Below are 15,492 nucleotides of genomic sequence, written 5' to 3' on the forward strand. Positions count from 1 at the left end.
TGTGACGTTCACACCCGAGGCTGGCTTCTCCGGTAACCCGACTGATGTGACCTACCAGGTCACTGATGTGCGTGGAAACAACACCGAGGCAGCCGTGACTGTCACTTATGTTCCGGGGGCTGTGAAGCCGGTCACCCCGGCCCCGTCACCTGGAGCTGTCAGTTCTCCGCCTCCTGCCCCGGAAGCTAGCAACGGTCCTCTTGCCTCCACAGGTGTTCAGGCATTCGGCATTGGCATTGCGGGCCTTGCGTTAGTTCTGCTTGGCGGTGCCTTGCTGGTCATCCGGCGCCGTCGAACGCAGAGCTAGAGAACTAATCGCGGGGCGACCACAAGTGCCCAGTAAGTTCTCAGATTGTCCTTGTGGTCTTTAAAACGAAGTGGCCAACTGCCCTCATGAACTGCTCCCCGGAAGTTGGACTGATTAATTCAGATCATTACTTTCGGGGAGTTCTTCATGCATCCACATAGTTCATTGACTGCCGAGCAGCGGCTAGCTGCCGTCGATCTGTTTGAGGAAGGGTTTGGGTATCGCGCGGTATCCCCAAGGCTGGGAGTCAGCATGTCGGCTATCTGCAAGTTGGAGAGTCGGTTCAAGATCTGGGGTAGAGCAGCATTGGACAAGAAACCAACCAAGCAGGTGCATTCCTTTGAGTTCAAGCTGGCGGTTGTTCGCCAATATCTCGACGGTGAGGGGACGCGGCAAGACCTTGCCCGGATGCATCAGCTCAGTTCCCTAGACCTCTTGCGAGCATGGATCCGCGCCTATCGTGACTATGGCGAGGAGGGCCTGCGCCCCAAGGCCAAGGTCCGACCCAAATCTGTGCCTGGGAGCCCATCGGTCGAAGTCNAAGCTACGCCGCGAGAACCAGCGACTGCAGGCAGAGAACGCCTATCTAAAAAAAGTACAGGCCTTGAGGAACCAACCACCGCGCTGAGAGTTAGTGCCGTGATTGCCCTCGGTTGCGTCCCGTGGAGTGGTGGAGTTTTCCTCAACACCGTGCGGGTCAGTGCTTTGATTATGCTGCAGTGAGTTCTGGGAGCAAAATTCCTTCCTCGACCGGGTCAGGTGTTGTGGTGTTCATGGTTTTGAGTTCGGTCATTGAGGCCTCGGAGAGGTAGCGGCGGTCCCCGGCTTCCCATTCGTCGTGTTGCTCGACGAGGACGGCGCCGGCGAGCCGGAGCAGGGCCGCAGGGTTGGGGAAGACCCCGACGACATCGGTTCGTCGTTTGATTTCCTTGTTGACCCGTTCCATGGGGTTGGTAGACCAGATCTGGCGCCAGTGCCTGGTCGGGAAACCGGCGAACGCGAGCACGTCTTCCCGGGCGTCGCCGAGCATTGCGGCGACTTTAGGATGGGACTTGTTCAGCATCCTGGTGACTTCATCGAACTGGGTATTCACGTGTTCGGCGTCGGGTTGGGCGAAGGCGGTGCGGATGATTGAGCCGACCATGTCCTGGGAACCCTTGGGCACGATCGAGAGCACGTTACGCATGAAATGCACCCGGCACCGCTGCCAGGAAGCGCCTTGGAAGACCGTGGCGATAGCCTTCTTCAAGCCTAGGTGGGCGTCGGAGATCGCCAGCTGCACTCCGTCGAGTCCACGGGTTTTCATGGAACGCAGGAACGCGGTCCAGAAACCTTCGTTCTCGCTGTCGCCAACATCGAAGCCAAGGACTTCCCGGCGCCCGTCCGCAGCCACCCCGAAAGCGACCACGACGGCTTGGGAGACGACCCGGTGCCCGACCCTGGCCTTGCAGTAGGTCGCATCGAGGAACACGTACGGGTAGTCCATGGCGGAGATGTCACGGTCACGGAAAGCACCGACTTCATGGTCCAGGTCCTCGCAGATCCGGGAGACTTCGGACTTGGAAATCCCGGTGTCGGCCCCGAGCGCCTTGACTAGATCGTCGACCTTGCGGGTGGAAACCCCGTGCAGATGGGCCTCCATCACCACGGCGTAGAGGGCCTGGTCAACGCGACGGCGCCGTTCGAGCAATGCAGGGAAGAACGATCCGTTCCGCAGCTTGGGGATCTTCAGGTTCAAATCCCCGGCTGTGGTCGTCAACGTCCTGGTTCGGGAGCCGTTTCGCTGGGTAGTGCGCGCCTCGGAGCGTTCGAAGGGGGCTACGTCTACTCTGCTGATCTATATCATCGGAGCAGGCAGCCAAGAAGCAGCCACCTCCCGTTCGCCCGAGGCGTCCCTTGGCAGAGCGAACTCGCTCGCCTCGATCAGCGCGCACTGGGCGGCGCTTGACCCTGAGGAGTGGATCTTCACCCGGAGTATGGCCTCACGCCTCCAAACCCACGATGATAGGTCAGAGTTCTTAGCGGGCGTCGACCTCATCCTCCATGGTCTCGCCGCCAAGTCACCTAGGTACATGGGCACCTCACATGGCCGCGAATAGGCAGTTTCAACTGGCCACCAGCAGCCTGGTGAGCTGATTCTTGTCAACGCACTATTGGCTGGCATCTTGGATGCGTGGCAGCCATCGATTCCGTTGAAGTAGCTGAGTGCGCATGCCATGGACGACGGCGGGATGGGAAGCCTTCGGGTCGATCCAACACGCACAGACCGCCATTTCGGGCGCCGTCCTGTACGCGAGTATTGCGTGCAAGTCTCCTATGGCTCCGAGGGAACGGGAGGATCACGATGCGCGGTTGGCCGTACCAGGGGCGAGGATTTCTTGGATTGCCGGGCCAACTAGTCTGATGACCGCCTCGGGGTCGGCCTCGGCTAGGAGGGGGACGCCGATGATGCGGCGGCTGGTGATGAGGCCCACGAGCATGGATGATGCGAGGCCGGCCCGCAACGCGCTTTCGGAGTCGTCGGCGATTCGCTCTCTCGCTCCATCGAGCAGCCGGGATTGGATGAAGTCCGCGAGCTGCTTGCTTGCGGTGTCGTTGACGATGGCTCCGCGCAGCATGACCATGAGGGGCTCCGACTCTTCCGGGGTTCCTTCCCAAGCCTGCAGATAAGCGCGGACCACACGCTCCCCAAGGCACACGTCAGGGCCTTCGAAGGCCGTGTCGAACAAGGCAAGAACCATCGGGGGAATGGACATGACGGCGGCGAAAAGTGCGTCCTTTGATCCGAAAAATTGCATGACTTGGGATGCGTCGACGTCGGCATCTGTGGCGATGCTTCGAATGGTTGTGGTGGTGAATCCCTCGGTGGCAAATTGTCGTCGGGCTGCTTCGAGGATGGTGTTCCGGGTGCTCCCGCTGCCTGGGGGGCGTCCGCGCCGTCGCCCAGTAGAAGTCGATTTCTGCTTAGTCATGGCATCAATCTACCTCAGAAAAAGATTTATATAAACAACTGTTGATTTATTCTTTGGTCCGCCATACGCTAGGACCGGCACAACGATTCGTGTCCCGAACTAGTGATTTGAGGAGCTCACCATGAGCGCTGACCAGAAGATGTTCGGACCGTCCCAACCGCTGCCCCCTGAGCGGACTGGGCTGCTGACTGCCTATGACCCGGGCACCCGCACTCTGGCTGCGGGATATCAGATTGCCCCACAGTTCCGCCCGTTGCCAGTGGACATCGTGTTTGAGAAGGATGTCCCGGTAACCTTGCGGGACGGGGTGAAGATCCATGTGGATGTGTTCCGGCCCGTCGGCGCCGAGAAGGTTCCGGTCATTGTTGCCTGGAGCCCATATGGCAAGGGCCAGGGCACGTCTGCCAGTGTCATGGGCGTCTTCGGGCTTGTTGGGCTCGGCAACGATGCGGTGTCGGGGTTGGAGAAGTTTGAGGCCCCGGACCCGGCCTACTGGTGCGCCCAGGGTTACGCCATCGCCAATCCGGATATTAGGGGAGTGGTGGATTCCGAGGGTGACAGCGTGCTGTGGGACCGGCAAGAGGGGCGTGACTGCTACGACTTGATTGAGTGGCTGGCAGAGCAGGACTGGTGCTCCGGCAAGGTCGGCATGAGCGGCACCTCATACCTGGCTGTGTCGCAGTGGTTCACTGCGGCGGAGCAGCCTCCCCACCTCGCGGCCATTAACCCCTGGGAAGGTGTCAGCGATGTCTACCGGGACTTGGTGTTACGCGGTGGCATGCCGGACACTGGCTTTGCTGCGATCCTGCAGAATGGGAGCTTCTGGGGAAAGAACCGGAAGGAGGACATCCTGGGGGAGGCTGAAGCCTTCCCTCTGATGACCGAGCTCTGGGAGAACAAGATACCGGACTTCGACCGGATCACCGTGCCAGCTTATGTTGTTGCCAGCTATTCAAATACCCTCCACACCGCCGGCACGTTCCGCGCCTGGCGACGGCTGGCCTCGGAGCAGAAATGGCTTCGCATCCACAACAGCCAGGAATGGCCCGACTACTATGACCCGGAAAACGTTGAGGATCTGCGCCGCTTCTTTGACCACTTTCTCAAGGGTGCAGACAACGGGTGGGAGCAGACACCGCCGGTGCGCTACTCCTTGCTTGACTTTGCCGGCGGTGACCAGGTTGCCGTCGCCGCCGACGCGTTCCCGCCGTCGGGGGTTACTTCAACTAAGTTCTACCTCGACGGCGGCTCCCGGGTGTTGACCCAGACACGGCCCGAACCGGATGCCGCGGCAATGTACGCCGTTGCTGGCAATCCGGATTTGGCATCCTTCGTGACCCGATTCGACCACGAGACCGTGATGGTGGGCTACCCGAAAGCGCATCTGTGGGTCGAGGCCCGCGGTGCTGATGACATGGACCTATTCGTTCTGGTGCAGAAACTCGATAAGTTTGGCACGCCTTTGCAGCAGTTCACCGCTCACAATCAAAGCGCGATGATTCACGACCTCACCGAACGCGGTGGCTCGATCCTGCGTTACAAGGGGTCCGACGGCCGACTCCGCGTCTCTCTGCGGAACTTGGATGCCGCCCAATCAACCTCCGACATCCCGGCGCATAGTTTCGACCGGGTTGAGAAGCTCACTCCGGAGCAGATCGTGGAGGTCGAGATTGACCTGCTTCCGATCGGGCTTGTTTTCCATCCGGGGGAGCAGCTCCGCTTTATTATCAGCGGTCGCAGCCTGCTGGGGCCGATGATGCCCGGAGCACGGGAGTATGTGCCCGCGAACAGTGGCATGCATGTCATTCACACAGGGGGAGACCATCCCTCCTATCTGCAGCTTCCCATCAAGGACAGCTGAAGCGCCCGGCTAAGCTGGTTGCATGACACCAGAGGACGATGCGCACTCCCGTTGGGAGCGCGCATCGTCCTCTCAAGACCGGGGCCATTTGCCCACACCCGATACCTGAATGAAGGCGAACATATGCCTCAGCGTTACAGCGACGAGTCCACCCGGCGCCGGGGCACACGATTCCAGCGACGGTCTGCCACCGAACTACCTCAGGCCGAGGTCTCCTCGTGCAGAACCCGATACATCGTCGACGGCCACCTTCGCCCCACACCGGAGCGCGTTGCCGTGGCCGAAGCCCTGCATTTTGCCGAAGCTGCCCCACACCGGATGGCGCTAACTCTTTTCCCCGCACCAACTCCGCAGGACATTAACGAACTTGCCGAGGCATGGGCCTTGCACCCGGTGCTTGTCGAAGACCTGCTGCACGCAGGCCAGCGTCCGAAGCTGGAACGCTACGGCGATGTCCTCTTCATGGTGGTGCGGTCTGCGCGATACGACGACGCTGCAGAGGATGTCGATTTTTCGGAGTTTCACGTTCTGGTTCGCCCCCACGCCATAGTTGTCCTTTGCCAGGACAAGCGGTGGATCGATGGGACCAGTGAGGCAACTATGTCCGGCGATCCGTCAGATCTTGCTGACCGCGACGGCCACACGCTCCTTGATGACGAATACTTGCTGAATTTGGGCCCTGAGGCGGTCGCTTACCGACTTTTGGACGCGATTGTTGACGGGTATACGCCGGTGCTGCGCGGTTTGGCCATTGACAAGGAACAAATTGAACGCCAGGTATTCAGCGGGGACGCCGCCGTTGCTGAACGCATTTACCGGCTGAGCCAGGAAGTCATCGACCTGCAGCACACAACTACCTCGATGGCAGATGTTCTCGCTGCACTTCGCCAAGGATTTGACCGCCACGAAGTTCCAGAACCACTGCAGGCCTACCTGCAAGACGTCGCGGACCACCTCACTCACGCCAGCACCCGCGTATCCGAACTTCGTGACGCCCTTTCGCAGATCCTCAGCGTGAACTCAACCCTCGTCGCCCAGCGGCAGAATGAGGACATGAAAAAGATCTCCGGCTGGGCGGCAATCCTCTTCGCACCCACCCTGATAGGGGCCATCTACGGCATGAATTTCGATGTCATGCCCGAGTTGCACTGGTCACTCGGCTACCCCTTGGCTGTGGGAGCGATGATCGCCTTGGCGGTCGGGCTGTACATTGTCTTCAAAACCAAAAAGTGGATGTAGGGGGTGTGAATCCCACCTTAATCCCCGGGTGGGGGTGTTGACAGTGTCAACACATTTCCTGTCGGACTGGTCCGGATTGGCTCGTACTGAGCCGTATTGCCGCGGTGTCCCGCCATTTCCCTTTGTTTGCAAGGGTTTAAAACACTTTCGAATCCCACCTTGGGCACGCTAAACCCCCTGTTTACAGGGGGTTTTCGTGTTTAAGTGTTGACACGGTGTTGACCCGCATGGGGTCTTGTTATGCAGAGTACTGGGTCTCCGACTCTGATTTAGCTGTTCGTCGTTGGCGGCTCCTTGCTGACTGCGTCGGGGACACTTTCCCCTTCACACAGTCATGGTGCGCTGGAGGGATAGCGACGTTAGTTGTGGCGGATTCTCTGGTCAATGGGCGGGTCCTTCTTGTGCTTGCACTTTTTTGCCGTGCCGCGGGCAGGGGAGTCCCGGAATCCAGTCCGTCGACTCACCGACGTGTGCGCGTACACTCGCCACGATCGATCAAGTTTCGATGTGTACGGGCAAACAGATTTTTTTGCTTGTGAAGTCGGCTCGATATGCGGTGGCGTCGCCAATAAGGTGGCGGCCCGATTCCCTCGACGGTTCACCAGTGAGTGCGGAATTGGGTCAATGTCTTTTGAGGAGCCATATCCGGATATTCCAAGTTTCTTTCCAGGTAGGTGGATCGGTCTAGCCGCTGGACTTCAGGTTCGGGCGCCTCATTCCTCATGGATCGCCCTGTGGCCGAACTACTCCTCGCCGCGGCCGGACCCTCGCTTAGACGCCTTAGATGGCATTCGCCGGCAAGTCGGTTTCAGGGTGTCGGTACCTGATCGTAGAATTGTCGATTGGGGATATGCGGTCGCCAACCAATGGCATTCAGCCAAGAAATCTAGGGGGAACAGATGACTCAAATCCTGGCATGGGTATCTCTGATAGTCGCTGTAACTGCCGTTGCCATTGCAGTATGGCAAGGTCGGTTGTCGAAGGAGCAACTTGATCTTGCCACGGAAACAACGGCGAAGACTGAGCAGTCGTTGGCGGAGATCAGGGATTTGGCGCGTGATAATGAAAAGTCTGTCAGCGAAATTAGGACCGCTCTTGATGAGCGGATTACCCGAATCTTGGGTCTACGTCTCGACGCTGAAAAGCAGGAGCTTGCGACCAAGGCGCGCCGGGACGATGAGGGTGCAGAAATGGCGATGTCAGCCATGAAGAGGATGGGTTCGATGTTCATGTCCGCAGTGCAAGAGTCTCAGACAAAGTCCAGAGATGGCGGGGACTCTACGCCACCCGAGTAACCAGTTGATTTTTTGGGCGAGCTGGTTGGTAGACGGTGAATGGGAGAGGGTATACAGAGTTTGCACACCCTCCCTTTCCGTTGCCTTGAGTCGTCGCACGTGTTGGGCCTGCGAAAGGCCACTTATTGGATGGGTGAAGTGGCCTGATTGTGCTGGCGGAACGTCTGGTAAGAACAATGCCCCTTGGTTGACTTAACGGATGACAATTCAAAAGACCAAGACCGTTAATCTGGCCCGTGATGCCATCAATGGAGGGGGAACCGTTGCAGCAATAAGTGGAGTCGTTCTTGCATTCGCCACTGCGGGGAGTGTCGGCGGACTAACTGTGACTCTGACGCTCAGGATTGGCGGCCTCCTCAAGGTGATCATCGGCTACCTGAAACGGATTGCCTTGGCGCTGACCAAACTCGTCGCCATCTCCAACGCCCATATTTTGGCCCTGTGAAAGTTTGGGTCACGGTATGGGATGAGCTCCGCCCGCAGATGGAGTCGACTCTGCATCATTTTTTCTGGGCGTGAAGAATGGCCGAGTGCCTCGTGCCGTTGTCGCCCGAAACATTAGACAAGCGGCGACTCTCAGGCTGGCCAACCAGCGGCCCCACGAACTCGCAGATGGTGCAGGTGATATCGCGGGCCCGACCTAGCCGCAGTGGTTGTTTACGGTCGCACGGCCAGGTCGCCGTGATCGGCTCCCCACTGCCAGCCACAAACGGCGTCATAGCTCTGGATCAGTTCACAGCGGTGCCCATCAACGAGAGGGGCCAGTTCATACTTCCGCACCCGGTGAGACCGGGAGATTGAGCAGCGGTAGTGGCCGCCTCAAATCTCCCAGAAACACGTTGAGATCACGCGGCGGTGGCCCTCTCTCTTGGGGCTGATCTGCCGCTGAGCGGTCGACATCTTCTGCGATCCTATTCCAGAGAGGTCATGGGTGACGTGTTCGGTGCAGTCATGTTGGGTGCTTCTGGCATGATGATTATATGAATAAGTCGCCTCAGGAGTACGAGTTCGATGTCGCAGTCAGCTTCGCAGGCGAGGACCGCGACTACGTCGCCGACATCGTCGAGGCCATTAGGAAAGACGGTATTCGCGTCTTCTACGACGAGGACTATGAAGTTGAGGCGTGGGGAGAAGACGGCATCGAATACTTCTCGAATGTCTACGAGAATCGCGCACGCTACGCGGTCATGTTCGTCTCAGAACACTACGCACGAAAAATGTGGACTCGGACCGAGCGACGGGCCGCGCTCGCTCGCGCCGCGACCCAGCGAAGCGCTTACGTTCTGCCGATTCGCTTGGACGATACTCAGCTGGACGGTCTTCTCCACACCACGATCTACCTCGACGCTCGACGACTCGGGATTGACAGGCTAATCCCAGCCATCAAGAAGAAGGTCGGAGAATTCGTCCCGACGCAACCAGCGAGCATTCTCGTGGACGGAAAAGTACCCCGCTCCCAAGAAGCAATCGAGGCAACGATGACCGAGCGCACGGGGATCTGGGAGCACCTGTTGTACGCTGGTCTGCTCAACGTCAACATGGGGAAACTGGAGCCGAAGTACCAAGACTTCAGTATGGGCTATGCAAGGCGCACTGGGCACTACGTTCCTCGCGACGGTCTGGTTGGACACGTCCAGCAAGCAATCGGCGCCATCCAGAGAATCGTGGACAACTTCAACTTGGTGCTTGACCCCGAGGTTCAAGAGCGAGCATTCGGCAAACCGGGCGAGCCCGGCGACGTAGACCGGATTGTCCATATGGCGGAGCGATTCATCTCGGTCTACGAAGATTTCATGGACTGGGCGGCGGAGTTGCGTGGGACGTCAGCCTCAGGTGACGGGGCGGAAGTATTCAAGATGCTCGCTCGATGGGCTGAGCAGCCGGTCGATGAGTGCCGACGCTTCGTGCGGGAGTTCGTTACCGAGATGGACATCGCCACCGAACGTCTGGCCCGAGGCGAGCGCATCAACCTCAACATGACTTTGACCTTGAAAATGGATAGTGCAATCTCCAACGAAATGAACGCAAAACTGCGGCAGGCTCTCAATGAGGAGTAGTCCATGCCATTAGCTCCGACTGGTTAACGCCGTCACGGAGTTCTAGATGTTGCGTATAGTCCTTTGGTCTCATGAGAACCACCGAACGCCAGGACATGGGAATTCAAATGCTGAGGGTCCCACAGCTCCTGGCTGCGGGACCTTCAGTAATCCGTAACAGGGAACCTGCCCCTGTCTTCTACTACAGTTTACTAGTATGAACATGCGCGAACAAATAAGTGTAGAAGCGGTTCTGTTGAGGCGGTTGAGCCCTCCGCGCCTGGCGCCCTACCTCGACGCTGCATGAAGTCTTCAGGGTGCGGTGCGGCTCTACCGGTGGAATGTGGAACTATCTGGTGCAGTGTATGAGGCGTTGCACATCTGTGAGGTGGTTCTACGGAACGCACTGGATGAGCAGTTATGTTTGTGGAACGTCGGGCAGACCGACCCGGCCACGGGGAAGCCGCACTCCAGCGATTGGCTTGTGGATCCCTCTGGTCTGTTGGAACGCATAGTTGGCCGGGGCATTCCCGACGCGAAGTACCGGGCCGGCCATTCGACTAGGGTCAGGCCCCGGCATCTTCGTGATCCGTTGCATGCGGACATACTCGCTGCTATGTCCATGGGGACTTGGCGTTTCCTCCTACTTGGGCGCAACGACCTTGGAAAGTTGCTGCTTTGGGAGGAAGCGCTTCACCTTGCCTTTCCTCACCTTCGGCCCCCTGTCCATGACCTTGAGCGGGCTGTAGACGGTGTCTATCGTCTGCGCAATCGGGTGGCCCACCTAGAACCGTTGATCAATAGCAGCATTGGCGCACAACTTGCCAACATGCGGACAGTGGTCGGCGCGATAGACCAAGACCTGCTCTCTTGGTTCGCATCCGTGGAAAAGGTTGGCGCGATTTTGAAAGAGCGCCCTAAAGCGTAAGGAGATAGTCAGGAACGAGGGATCCTACCCCACCTTAAACTCCAATTAGTGGGGTGTTGACAGTGTCAACACGTTTTCTTCTGGACTGGCCCGGACTGCGTCGTACTGGGCTGTACTGGCGAGGTGCCCCGCTACTTCCCTTTATTTAGGCGGGTTTGAGTCTGGTTCGAATCCCACCTGGGGCACGCTTAACGCCCTGTTGGCAGGGGGATTCAAGCACGAGGATGGCCTCCACCTTGGCTGATGGGCAGACTGCGCCCCAAGGTTGACAGGCGGGTCGATCCGATACAGCCTGTTGAGAACGATCCGTCACACCGGGTTGAGGCTTTGCAACAGAAGAAACCACAAGGAGATCAACCCATGAAGACCGCCATCCTCGGAACCGGCACTGTCGCGCGCACCATCGCTGCGCGGCTCGTCGAACTTGGGCACGATGTCACCATCGGCACTCGCGATGCCGAGGCCACACTGGCCCGCACCGAGGTCGACGCCATGGGCAACGCACCCTTCGCCGCTTGGTCTGCCGGGAATCCCGACGTGACCGTGGCCAGCTTCGCCAACGCCGCTTCCGGATCCGAACTCATCATCAATGCCACCAACGGCGGCGCCTCCCTGCATGTTCTGGCCCTTGTCGGTGCGGAGAATCTAAGCGGCAAGGTCATTCTCGACCTCGCCAACCCCCTCGATTTCAGCCACGGCATGCCCCCGACCCTGTTCGTCAAGGACACTGATTCCCTCGGTGAACAGATCCAGCGTGCCTTCCCCGCCGCCCGCGTCGTGAAGTCCCTCAACACCCTCAATGCGGACCTCATGGTCCACCCTGACCAACTTTCGGAGTCCAGCACGGTCTTCGTTTCCGGGAACGACGCCGATGCCAAGCACACCGTTACCGCGCTCCTAGAGGACTTCGGCCACCGGGATGTCATCGACCTCGGTGACATCACCACCGCCCGGGGTACCGAAATGCTCCTGCCCGTCTGGCTCCGCCTCTGGGGCGCACTCGGCACACCTGCCTTCAACTTCAAAATTGTCCGCTGACCCGTAACGGATCGCTGCGGCACGGAGCCGACGCATTCGACGCCCTCAATGACGGACACCAGGATGCCCGGCGGGGCGAGACTCTGGAACGGACCGGCGTCATGGCTCTCTTGCAAATCAGCGCGTGGGTTTGAGTCTTAAGGCAGGCCTGAGCGCCCCCATCGAAAAGCTCTACCCGCAGCCAGCCGCCACAACCGCATAGACCACGCCATGATGGCACCGTGGGCATGACACGACCCTGTCTGCACCGCGTGGACGTCTGCAGGCGTGACTGTGAGTGTCACAGCTCCGCAATGATGAGTTTCTTCATGTCGAGCATCCGGGCAAAGGCCCCCGGGTGCTGCATGAGCTCGCCCATATTCTGCGGCACGATTTGCCAGCTCACGCCGTAGCGGTCCACCACCCAGCCACATTGTTCGGCCTCGGGCACGCTGGATAGTGCTTCCCACAACCGGTCGATCTCGTCCTGATCTGCGCAGGAAATTTCCAGTGACAGCCCTGGTGTAAACGTGAAATCGTGATCGGTGCCGCCATCCATGCCGGAGAACCATTGCCCGGCAAGTTGGAATTCGGCGAACATGATGCCGTTTGCTTCGTCCGGGTGGGGCATGACCGTACCGGTGCCTGAATCCGGAATAAGCCCGGTATAGAGCTCGATTGCCTGCTGGGCCTGGGCGACGGGTCCGGTGAAGAGGAACTGTGGAATCACTAGCGGCCGCCGCTCTCCTGCGGGGTCGCTCAACATCAGCTGCCAGTTCACCCCGAAGCGGTCTTCGACCCAGCCATAGAGCTTGCTGAACGGATACTCGCCTAACTCCATGCGCACCTGCCCGCCTTCTGCGAAGACCTCCCAAATGCTCTGGATACGGGTGCGTGCCTCATCCTCGCCGCCGTCGAACAGGAGCGGATCCATGTTCAAAATGAACGAGATGGCAGGTGTTGGGCGGAACTCATGTCCGGCATTGATGAGGCGGATCTGGTAACCACTGACGGTCACATCCACGACGAGGGGCTGCCCTGCAAAATCGCGTTGGAAGTCCAGCAAGCCTTCTGTTGGATAGTTCATGGTTGTCTCGGCTGACGTTTGCGGAAGCACCGCAGAGTAGAACTCTCCAACCTCCACCGCGTTGCCTTGACACCATACGTTGGGCACAATCCGTTGCATGATTCCTCCTCGAAGTGACTCATTTCAGCATGTCACGGCCGTCCATGGCCTTCAATAGATTTGAAGGCGGTGATACCGCCTTCGTTAAGCGTTGACGGCTCTCGCAGCCTGCGGGGAAACGTGAGTCGAGATCTTGAGCAGGACAACCACGAGTATGCAGAGGCCCGCCAGGGTCGCGGCCGCGGCGATCACGGCCGTGCTCAGGGTTCCCGAGGTGGCAAGCGCACCGACTCCGATGGCCGTAGCTGCTTGGAAAACGTAAGCGATGAGGTAGAGCAACGAGAGCGTTGCCCCTCGGTGGCGTTCGGGTGCGACGCTGTTGATGAGGCCGAGCCCGCCGGTGAAGGCCAGGGAATAGGCGCTGCCACCCACAAGACACCAGCTCAAAAACAGGACGCTTGATCCAAACATGCTTGCGCCAACCATCAGGGCCAGGCTGATGACCGTCAGCACGGCCCCGGCCCACACTTGGGAGCGGGCCGAAACTCGCACCGCCAGCAGTGCTGTAAGGCAGATCGCCACAGACGAACTTGCCAGGAGCGAACCGATGATCGCCCGGTTGTCTGTCTGGGCGAACTGGGCGATCATGTGCGCTCCAAGGGAAAGGAAGATCGCGCCCATGGAAAAGGCAAGTGCCACCGACAGTGTGGCGATCAGGAAACTCATCCTGATTCCGTGCGGAACCTTGGGGGACTGGGGGCGCCACCGCTGCCGAACCTCGGGCCGGTCGCCCGGGGTCATGAGCAGGGCCGCCGTCGTTGCGATAGCCAGGACCAGCAGGACGATGTAGCTCAACACCAAGGGCAGCGGCGCATATTGTGCCATCAGTCCGCTGACCAAGAGGGCCATGGTGAGCCCTGTCGCTGTCGCAACTGTCGCCGTCGTACTGGCAAAGCGTGGGTTGATTCTGGGATTGTTCTCAATCAGCGACACTGTTGCTGCTCCCATGGCCAGCCCGGAACCAATGCCCTGCAGCGCCCTGCCGGCGAACAGGAAGCCGACGTTTGGTGCGACGGCGAACAGCAACGTGGAGAGCGCAATGAGCGTGACTCCGCCGATCATGACCATGCGACGTCCGTAGAGGTCAGAGAGGTTGCCGAAGAGCGGCAACACCACGATGAGGGTCAGGGGATAGGTGGCGAAAACGCTGGTCATCACCACCGGGGCCAGATCCCATTTTTCGGCGTAGGTGGGGTACAGCGTACTCGGGGCTCCGGAGGACCAAAGCACCAGAGCGAGCACGGATGCAGCGGCCAAGAATGCACCTTGCTGTCCTAGCTGTCCCCGCCTGCGCGCCGGTAGCTGATTCTCGCTGGGACCTTGGCGACTCACTGTGCAGGGCCTTTTTGGATGATGAGGCAGGTGCTTGATGCGGTGGCCAGCACACGGCCCTCGCTGTCGCGGATGTCGGCCTCTGCGAAGGATGCGCTCTTGCCGCGGCGGGTGACCCAGCCGTGGGCGGTGACGGTTCCCGTTTCAGCGGTGATGGGCCGGAGGAAGGACACCTTGATCTCCAGGCTGGTGTAGCCCACTCCTGCCGGGAGCGTGCTGTGCACGGCACAACCGCAGGCCGAATCAAGGACGGTGGCAAAGAATCCTCCGTGAATCGAGCCGATGGGGTTGTAGTGGGATTCATCCGGTTGCGCGGTCATCACCACGTGGCCCTCTGAGACCGAAATGAACTCCAGCCCGATGTGGCTGCTAATGGGTGGCGGCGACACTGTCCCGTCAACGAGTGCACGCAACTGCTCGAGTCCAGTCCGCTCAAACAGCGTCTTCTTGTCCGCTTCCGGGCTTTGGTAGTGGATGGTGCGCGAACGGTTCGTCGGCACCTCAGGCTGTGGAGTCACGGGCTATCCTTCGGTTTCTCGAAACAGGGAGTGGATGCCAAGGCGACAAGAGCCATTCACCTGGCCGGACGGGCTGGATCAACCATACCGAGGCTAAATTGGCTATGGCAACCCAGCTGTAACAATTCGGGTTGAAGAGTGGCAGGAATCCTGCCGATGAACTGATGCCGCAGCCGGGCAATCATTGCTGCTGGATTGGTTGTGCAGATTCAAGCTACGGTTGGAACATGCCTCGTAAGTCAGCAACTCTCATGAACGCACTCGACAGCCAGTGCGGTATTGCCAGATCGCTTGGCGTCCTTAGTGATTCCTGGAGCTTTCTCCTGCTCCGTGAGGCGCTCCTGGGGAAACGCACCTTTGCGCAGTTCCGGGATTCCCTGGGCATCGCCAGTGACGTGCTCAGTACGCGGCTAAACACACTCGTGGAACACGGCGTCTTGGAGAAGGTTCCCTATCAAGAGCAAGGCCAACGGACGCGTGATGCCTACGAGCTGACTGCGGCCGGCAATGAACTCAAGCTGGTGCTCGTGGCCATGCAGCAGTGGGGAGAAGCCAATGTTCCTCGCGGGCCAGGGGTGAGCATGCTTCCCGTGACGCGGGCCGGCCAAGAACTTGTGCGAGCGGTCCTGGTCGATGCCAGCGGCGTGAACGTGCGGCACGAGGATGTGGATTTTATTCGCGTCAGCGACACTGATGCGGCACAAGCACCGGCACCGTGCTGATCGCCGTTCGAACCCGGCGGCCCGGCCTTCGAGTTGGGATCGGGCAGTTCGACGGCGTCTGCGCGGCGGGTGGTGGCGG

Annotated in this window: 13 protein-coding genes and 1 pseudogene; 9 read left to right on the forward strand and 5 right to left on the reverse strand. The window is 59.5% G+C overall.

Translation table 11 applies throughout. From position 1 onward, the window contains the following. The coding region (locus tag CVS28_RS17015; protein WP_165788192.1) for an LPXTG cell wall anchor domain-containing protein at positions 1-307 on the forward strand (307 nt) is incomplete at its 5' end. A 252-nt stretch (positions 308-559) separates the two neighbouring features. Next, positions 560-1,030, forward strand: coding sequence for a helix-turn-helix domain-containing protein (locus CVS28_RS20485; RefSeq protein WP_423716424.1), 471 nt, complete (start codon positions 560-562; stop codon positions 1,028-1,030). On the opposite strand, the pseudogene CVS28_RS17025 reads toward CVS28_RS20485, so the two are convergent. Together CVS28_RS17025 and CVS28_RS17030 are read right to left on the reverse strand one after the other, a co-directional pair. Further along, positions 1,017-2,120: pseudogene (locus CVS28_RS17025) on the reverse strand (IS256 family transposase); the annotation flags it as partial. The gene CVS28_RS20485 and the pseudogene CVS28_RS17025 sit on opposite strands and share 14 nt — an antisense overlap. Positions 2,121-2,646: 526 nt before the next feature. Then, entirely contained in the window at positions 2,647-3,279 is a 633-nt protein-coding gene (locus CVS28_RS17030) for a TetR/AcrR family transcriptional regulator (protein WP_103482251.1), read from the reverse strand. 121 nt (positions 3,280-3,400) lie between these two features. Between CVS28_RS17030 and CVS28_RS17035 the strand changes: the two genes are divergently transcribed. The 6 genes from CVS28_RS17035 to CVS28_RS17065 all read left to right on the forward strand — a co-directional run bounded on the left by CVS28_RS17035 (position 3,401) and on the right by CVS28_RS17065 (position 11,676). Continuing rightward, positions 3,401-5,140 (forward strand): CocE/NonD family hydrolase, encoded by a 1,740-nt coding sequence (locus CVS28_RS17035; protein WP_103482252.1) that lies wholly within the window; start codon positions 3,401-3,403, stop codon positions 5,138-5,140. Between the two features lie 123 nt (positions 5,141-5,263). After that, positions 5,264-6,379, forward strand: a complete 1,116-nt coding sequence (locus CVS28_RS17040) for a magnesium and cobalt transport protein CorA (protein WP_103465902.1) — start codon at positions 5,264-5,266, stop codon at positions 6,377-6,379. 899 nt (positions 6,380-7,278) lie between these two features. Next, positions 7,279-7,674, forward strand: a complete 396-nt coding sequence (locus tag CVS28_RS17045) for a hypothetical protein (RefSeq protein WP_103482253.1) — start codon at positions 7,279-7,281, stop codon at positions 7,672-7,674. Positions 7,675-7,873: 199 nt separating this feature from the next. Further along, the gene (locus tag CVS28_RS17050; protein WP_103482254.1) at positions 7,874-8,119 is read left to right on the forward strand and encodes a hypothetical protein; all 246 of its coding nucleotides are present in this window, start codon (positions 7,874-7,876) and stop codon (positions 8,117-8,119) included. Positions 8,120-8,654: 535 nt separating this feature from the next. Further along, entirely contained in the window at positions 8,655-9,731 is a 1,077-nt protein-coding gene (locus tag CVS28_RS17055) for a TIR domain-containing protein (RefSeq protein ID WP_103482255.1), read from the forward strand. A gap of 1,267 nt (positions 9,732-10,998) precedes the next feature. Beyond that, the gene (locus CVS28_RS17065; RefSeq protein WP_103465901.1) at positions 10,999-11,676 is read left to right on the forward strand and encodes an NADPH-dependent F420 reductase; all 678 of its coding nucleotides are present in this window, start codon (positions 10,999-11,001) and stop codon (positions 11,674-11,676) included. 280 nt (positions 11,677-11,956) lie between these two features. On the opposite strand, the gene CVS28_RS17070 is transcribed toward CVS28_RS17065, so the two are convergent. The 3 genes from CVS28_RS17070 to CVS28_RS17080 all read right to left on the reverse strand — a co-directional run bounded on the left by CVS28_RS17070 (position 11,957) and on the right by CVS28_RS17080 (position 14,691). Beyond that, positions 11,957-12,841, reverse strand: a complete 885-nt coding sequence (locus CVS28_RS17070) for a VOC family protein (protein ID WP_103482257.1) — start codon at positions 12,839-12,841, stop codon at positions 11,957-11,959. Between the two features lie 84 nt (positions 12,842-12,925). Then, positions 12,926-14,098 (reverse strand): MFS transporter, encoded by a 1,173-nt coding sequence (locus CVS28_RS17075; protein WP_243399948.1) that lies wholly within the window; start codon positions 14,096-14,098, stop codon positions 12,926-12,928. 71 nt (positions 14,099-14,169) lie between these two features. Then, positions 14,170-14,691 carry a PaaI family thioesterase gene (locus CVS28_RS17080; RefSeq protein WP_243399949.1) on the reverse strand — a complete coding sequence of 174 codons (522 nt, stop codon included), beginning with the start codon at positions 14,689-14,691 and terminating at the stop codon, positions 14,170-14,172. A gap of 227 nt (positions 14,692-14,918) precedes the next feature. On the opposite strand from CVS28_RS17080, the gene CVS28_RS17085 reads away from it, so the two are divergent. After that, entirely contained in the window at positions 14,919-15,413 is a 495-nt protein-coding gene (locus CVS28_RS17085) for a winged helix-turn-helix transcriptional regulator (RefSeq protein WP_207767514.1), read from the forward strand. Positions 15,414-15,492 lie beyond the last annotated feature (79 nt).

It is taken from the genome of Arthrobacter glacialis (assembly GCF_002909415.1).
GTDB classification, from domain to species: domain Bacteria; phylum Actinomycetota; class Actinomycetes; order Actinomycetales; family Micrococcaceae; genus Specibacter; species Specibacter glacialis.

Coding starts and splice junctions, on each gene's coding strand:
- CVS28_RS17070 (WP_103482257.1), bottom strand. CDS start 12,841: ATGCAACGGATTGTGCCCAACGTATGGTGTCAAGGCAACGCGGTGGAG.
- CVS28_RS17085 (WP_207767514.1), top strand. CDS start 14,919: ATGCCTCGTAAGTCAGCAACTCTCATGAACGCACTCGACAGCCAGTGC.
- CVS28_RS17050 (WP_103482254.1), top strand. CDS start 7,874: ATGACAATTCAAAAGACCAAGACCGTTAATCTGGCCCGTGATGCCATC.
- CVS28_RS17065 (WP_103465901.1), top strand. CDS start 10,999: ATGAAGACCGCCATCCTCGGAACCGGCACTGTCGCGCGCACCATCGCT.
- CVS28_RS17035 (WP_103482252.1), top strand. CDS start 3,401: ATGAGCGCTGACCAGAAGATGTTCGGACCGTCCCAACCGCTGCCCCCT.
- CVS28_RS17040 (WP_103465902.1), top strand. CDS start 5,264: ATGCCTCAGCGTTACAGCGACGAGTCCACCCGGCGCCGGGGCACACGA.
- CVS28_RS17030 (WP_103482251.1), bottom strand. CDS start 3,279: ATGACTAAGCAGAAATCGACTTCTACTGGGCGACGGCGCGGACGCCCC.
- CVS28_RS17055 (WP_103482255.1), top strand. CDS start 8,655: ATGAATAAGTCGCCTCAGGAGTACGAGTTCGATGTCGCAGTCAGCTTC.
- CVS28_RS17045 (WP_103482253.1), top strand. CDS start 7,279: ATGACTCAAATCCTGGCATGGGTATCTCTGATAGTCGCTGTAACTGCC.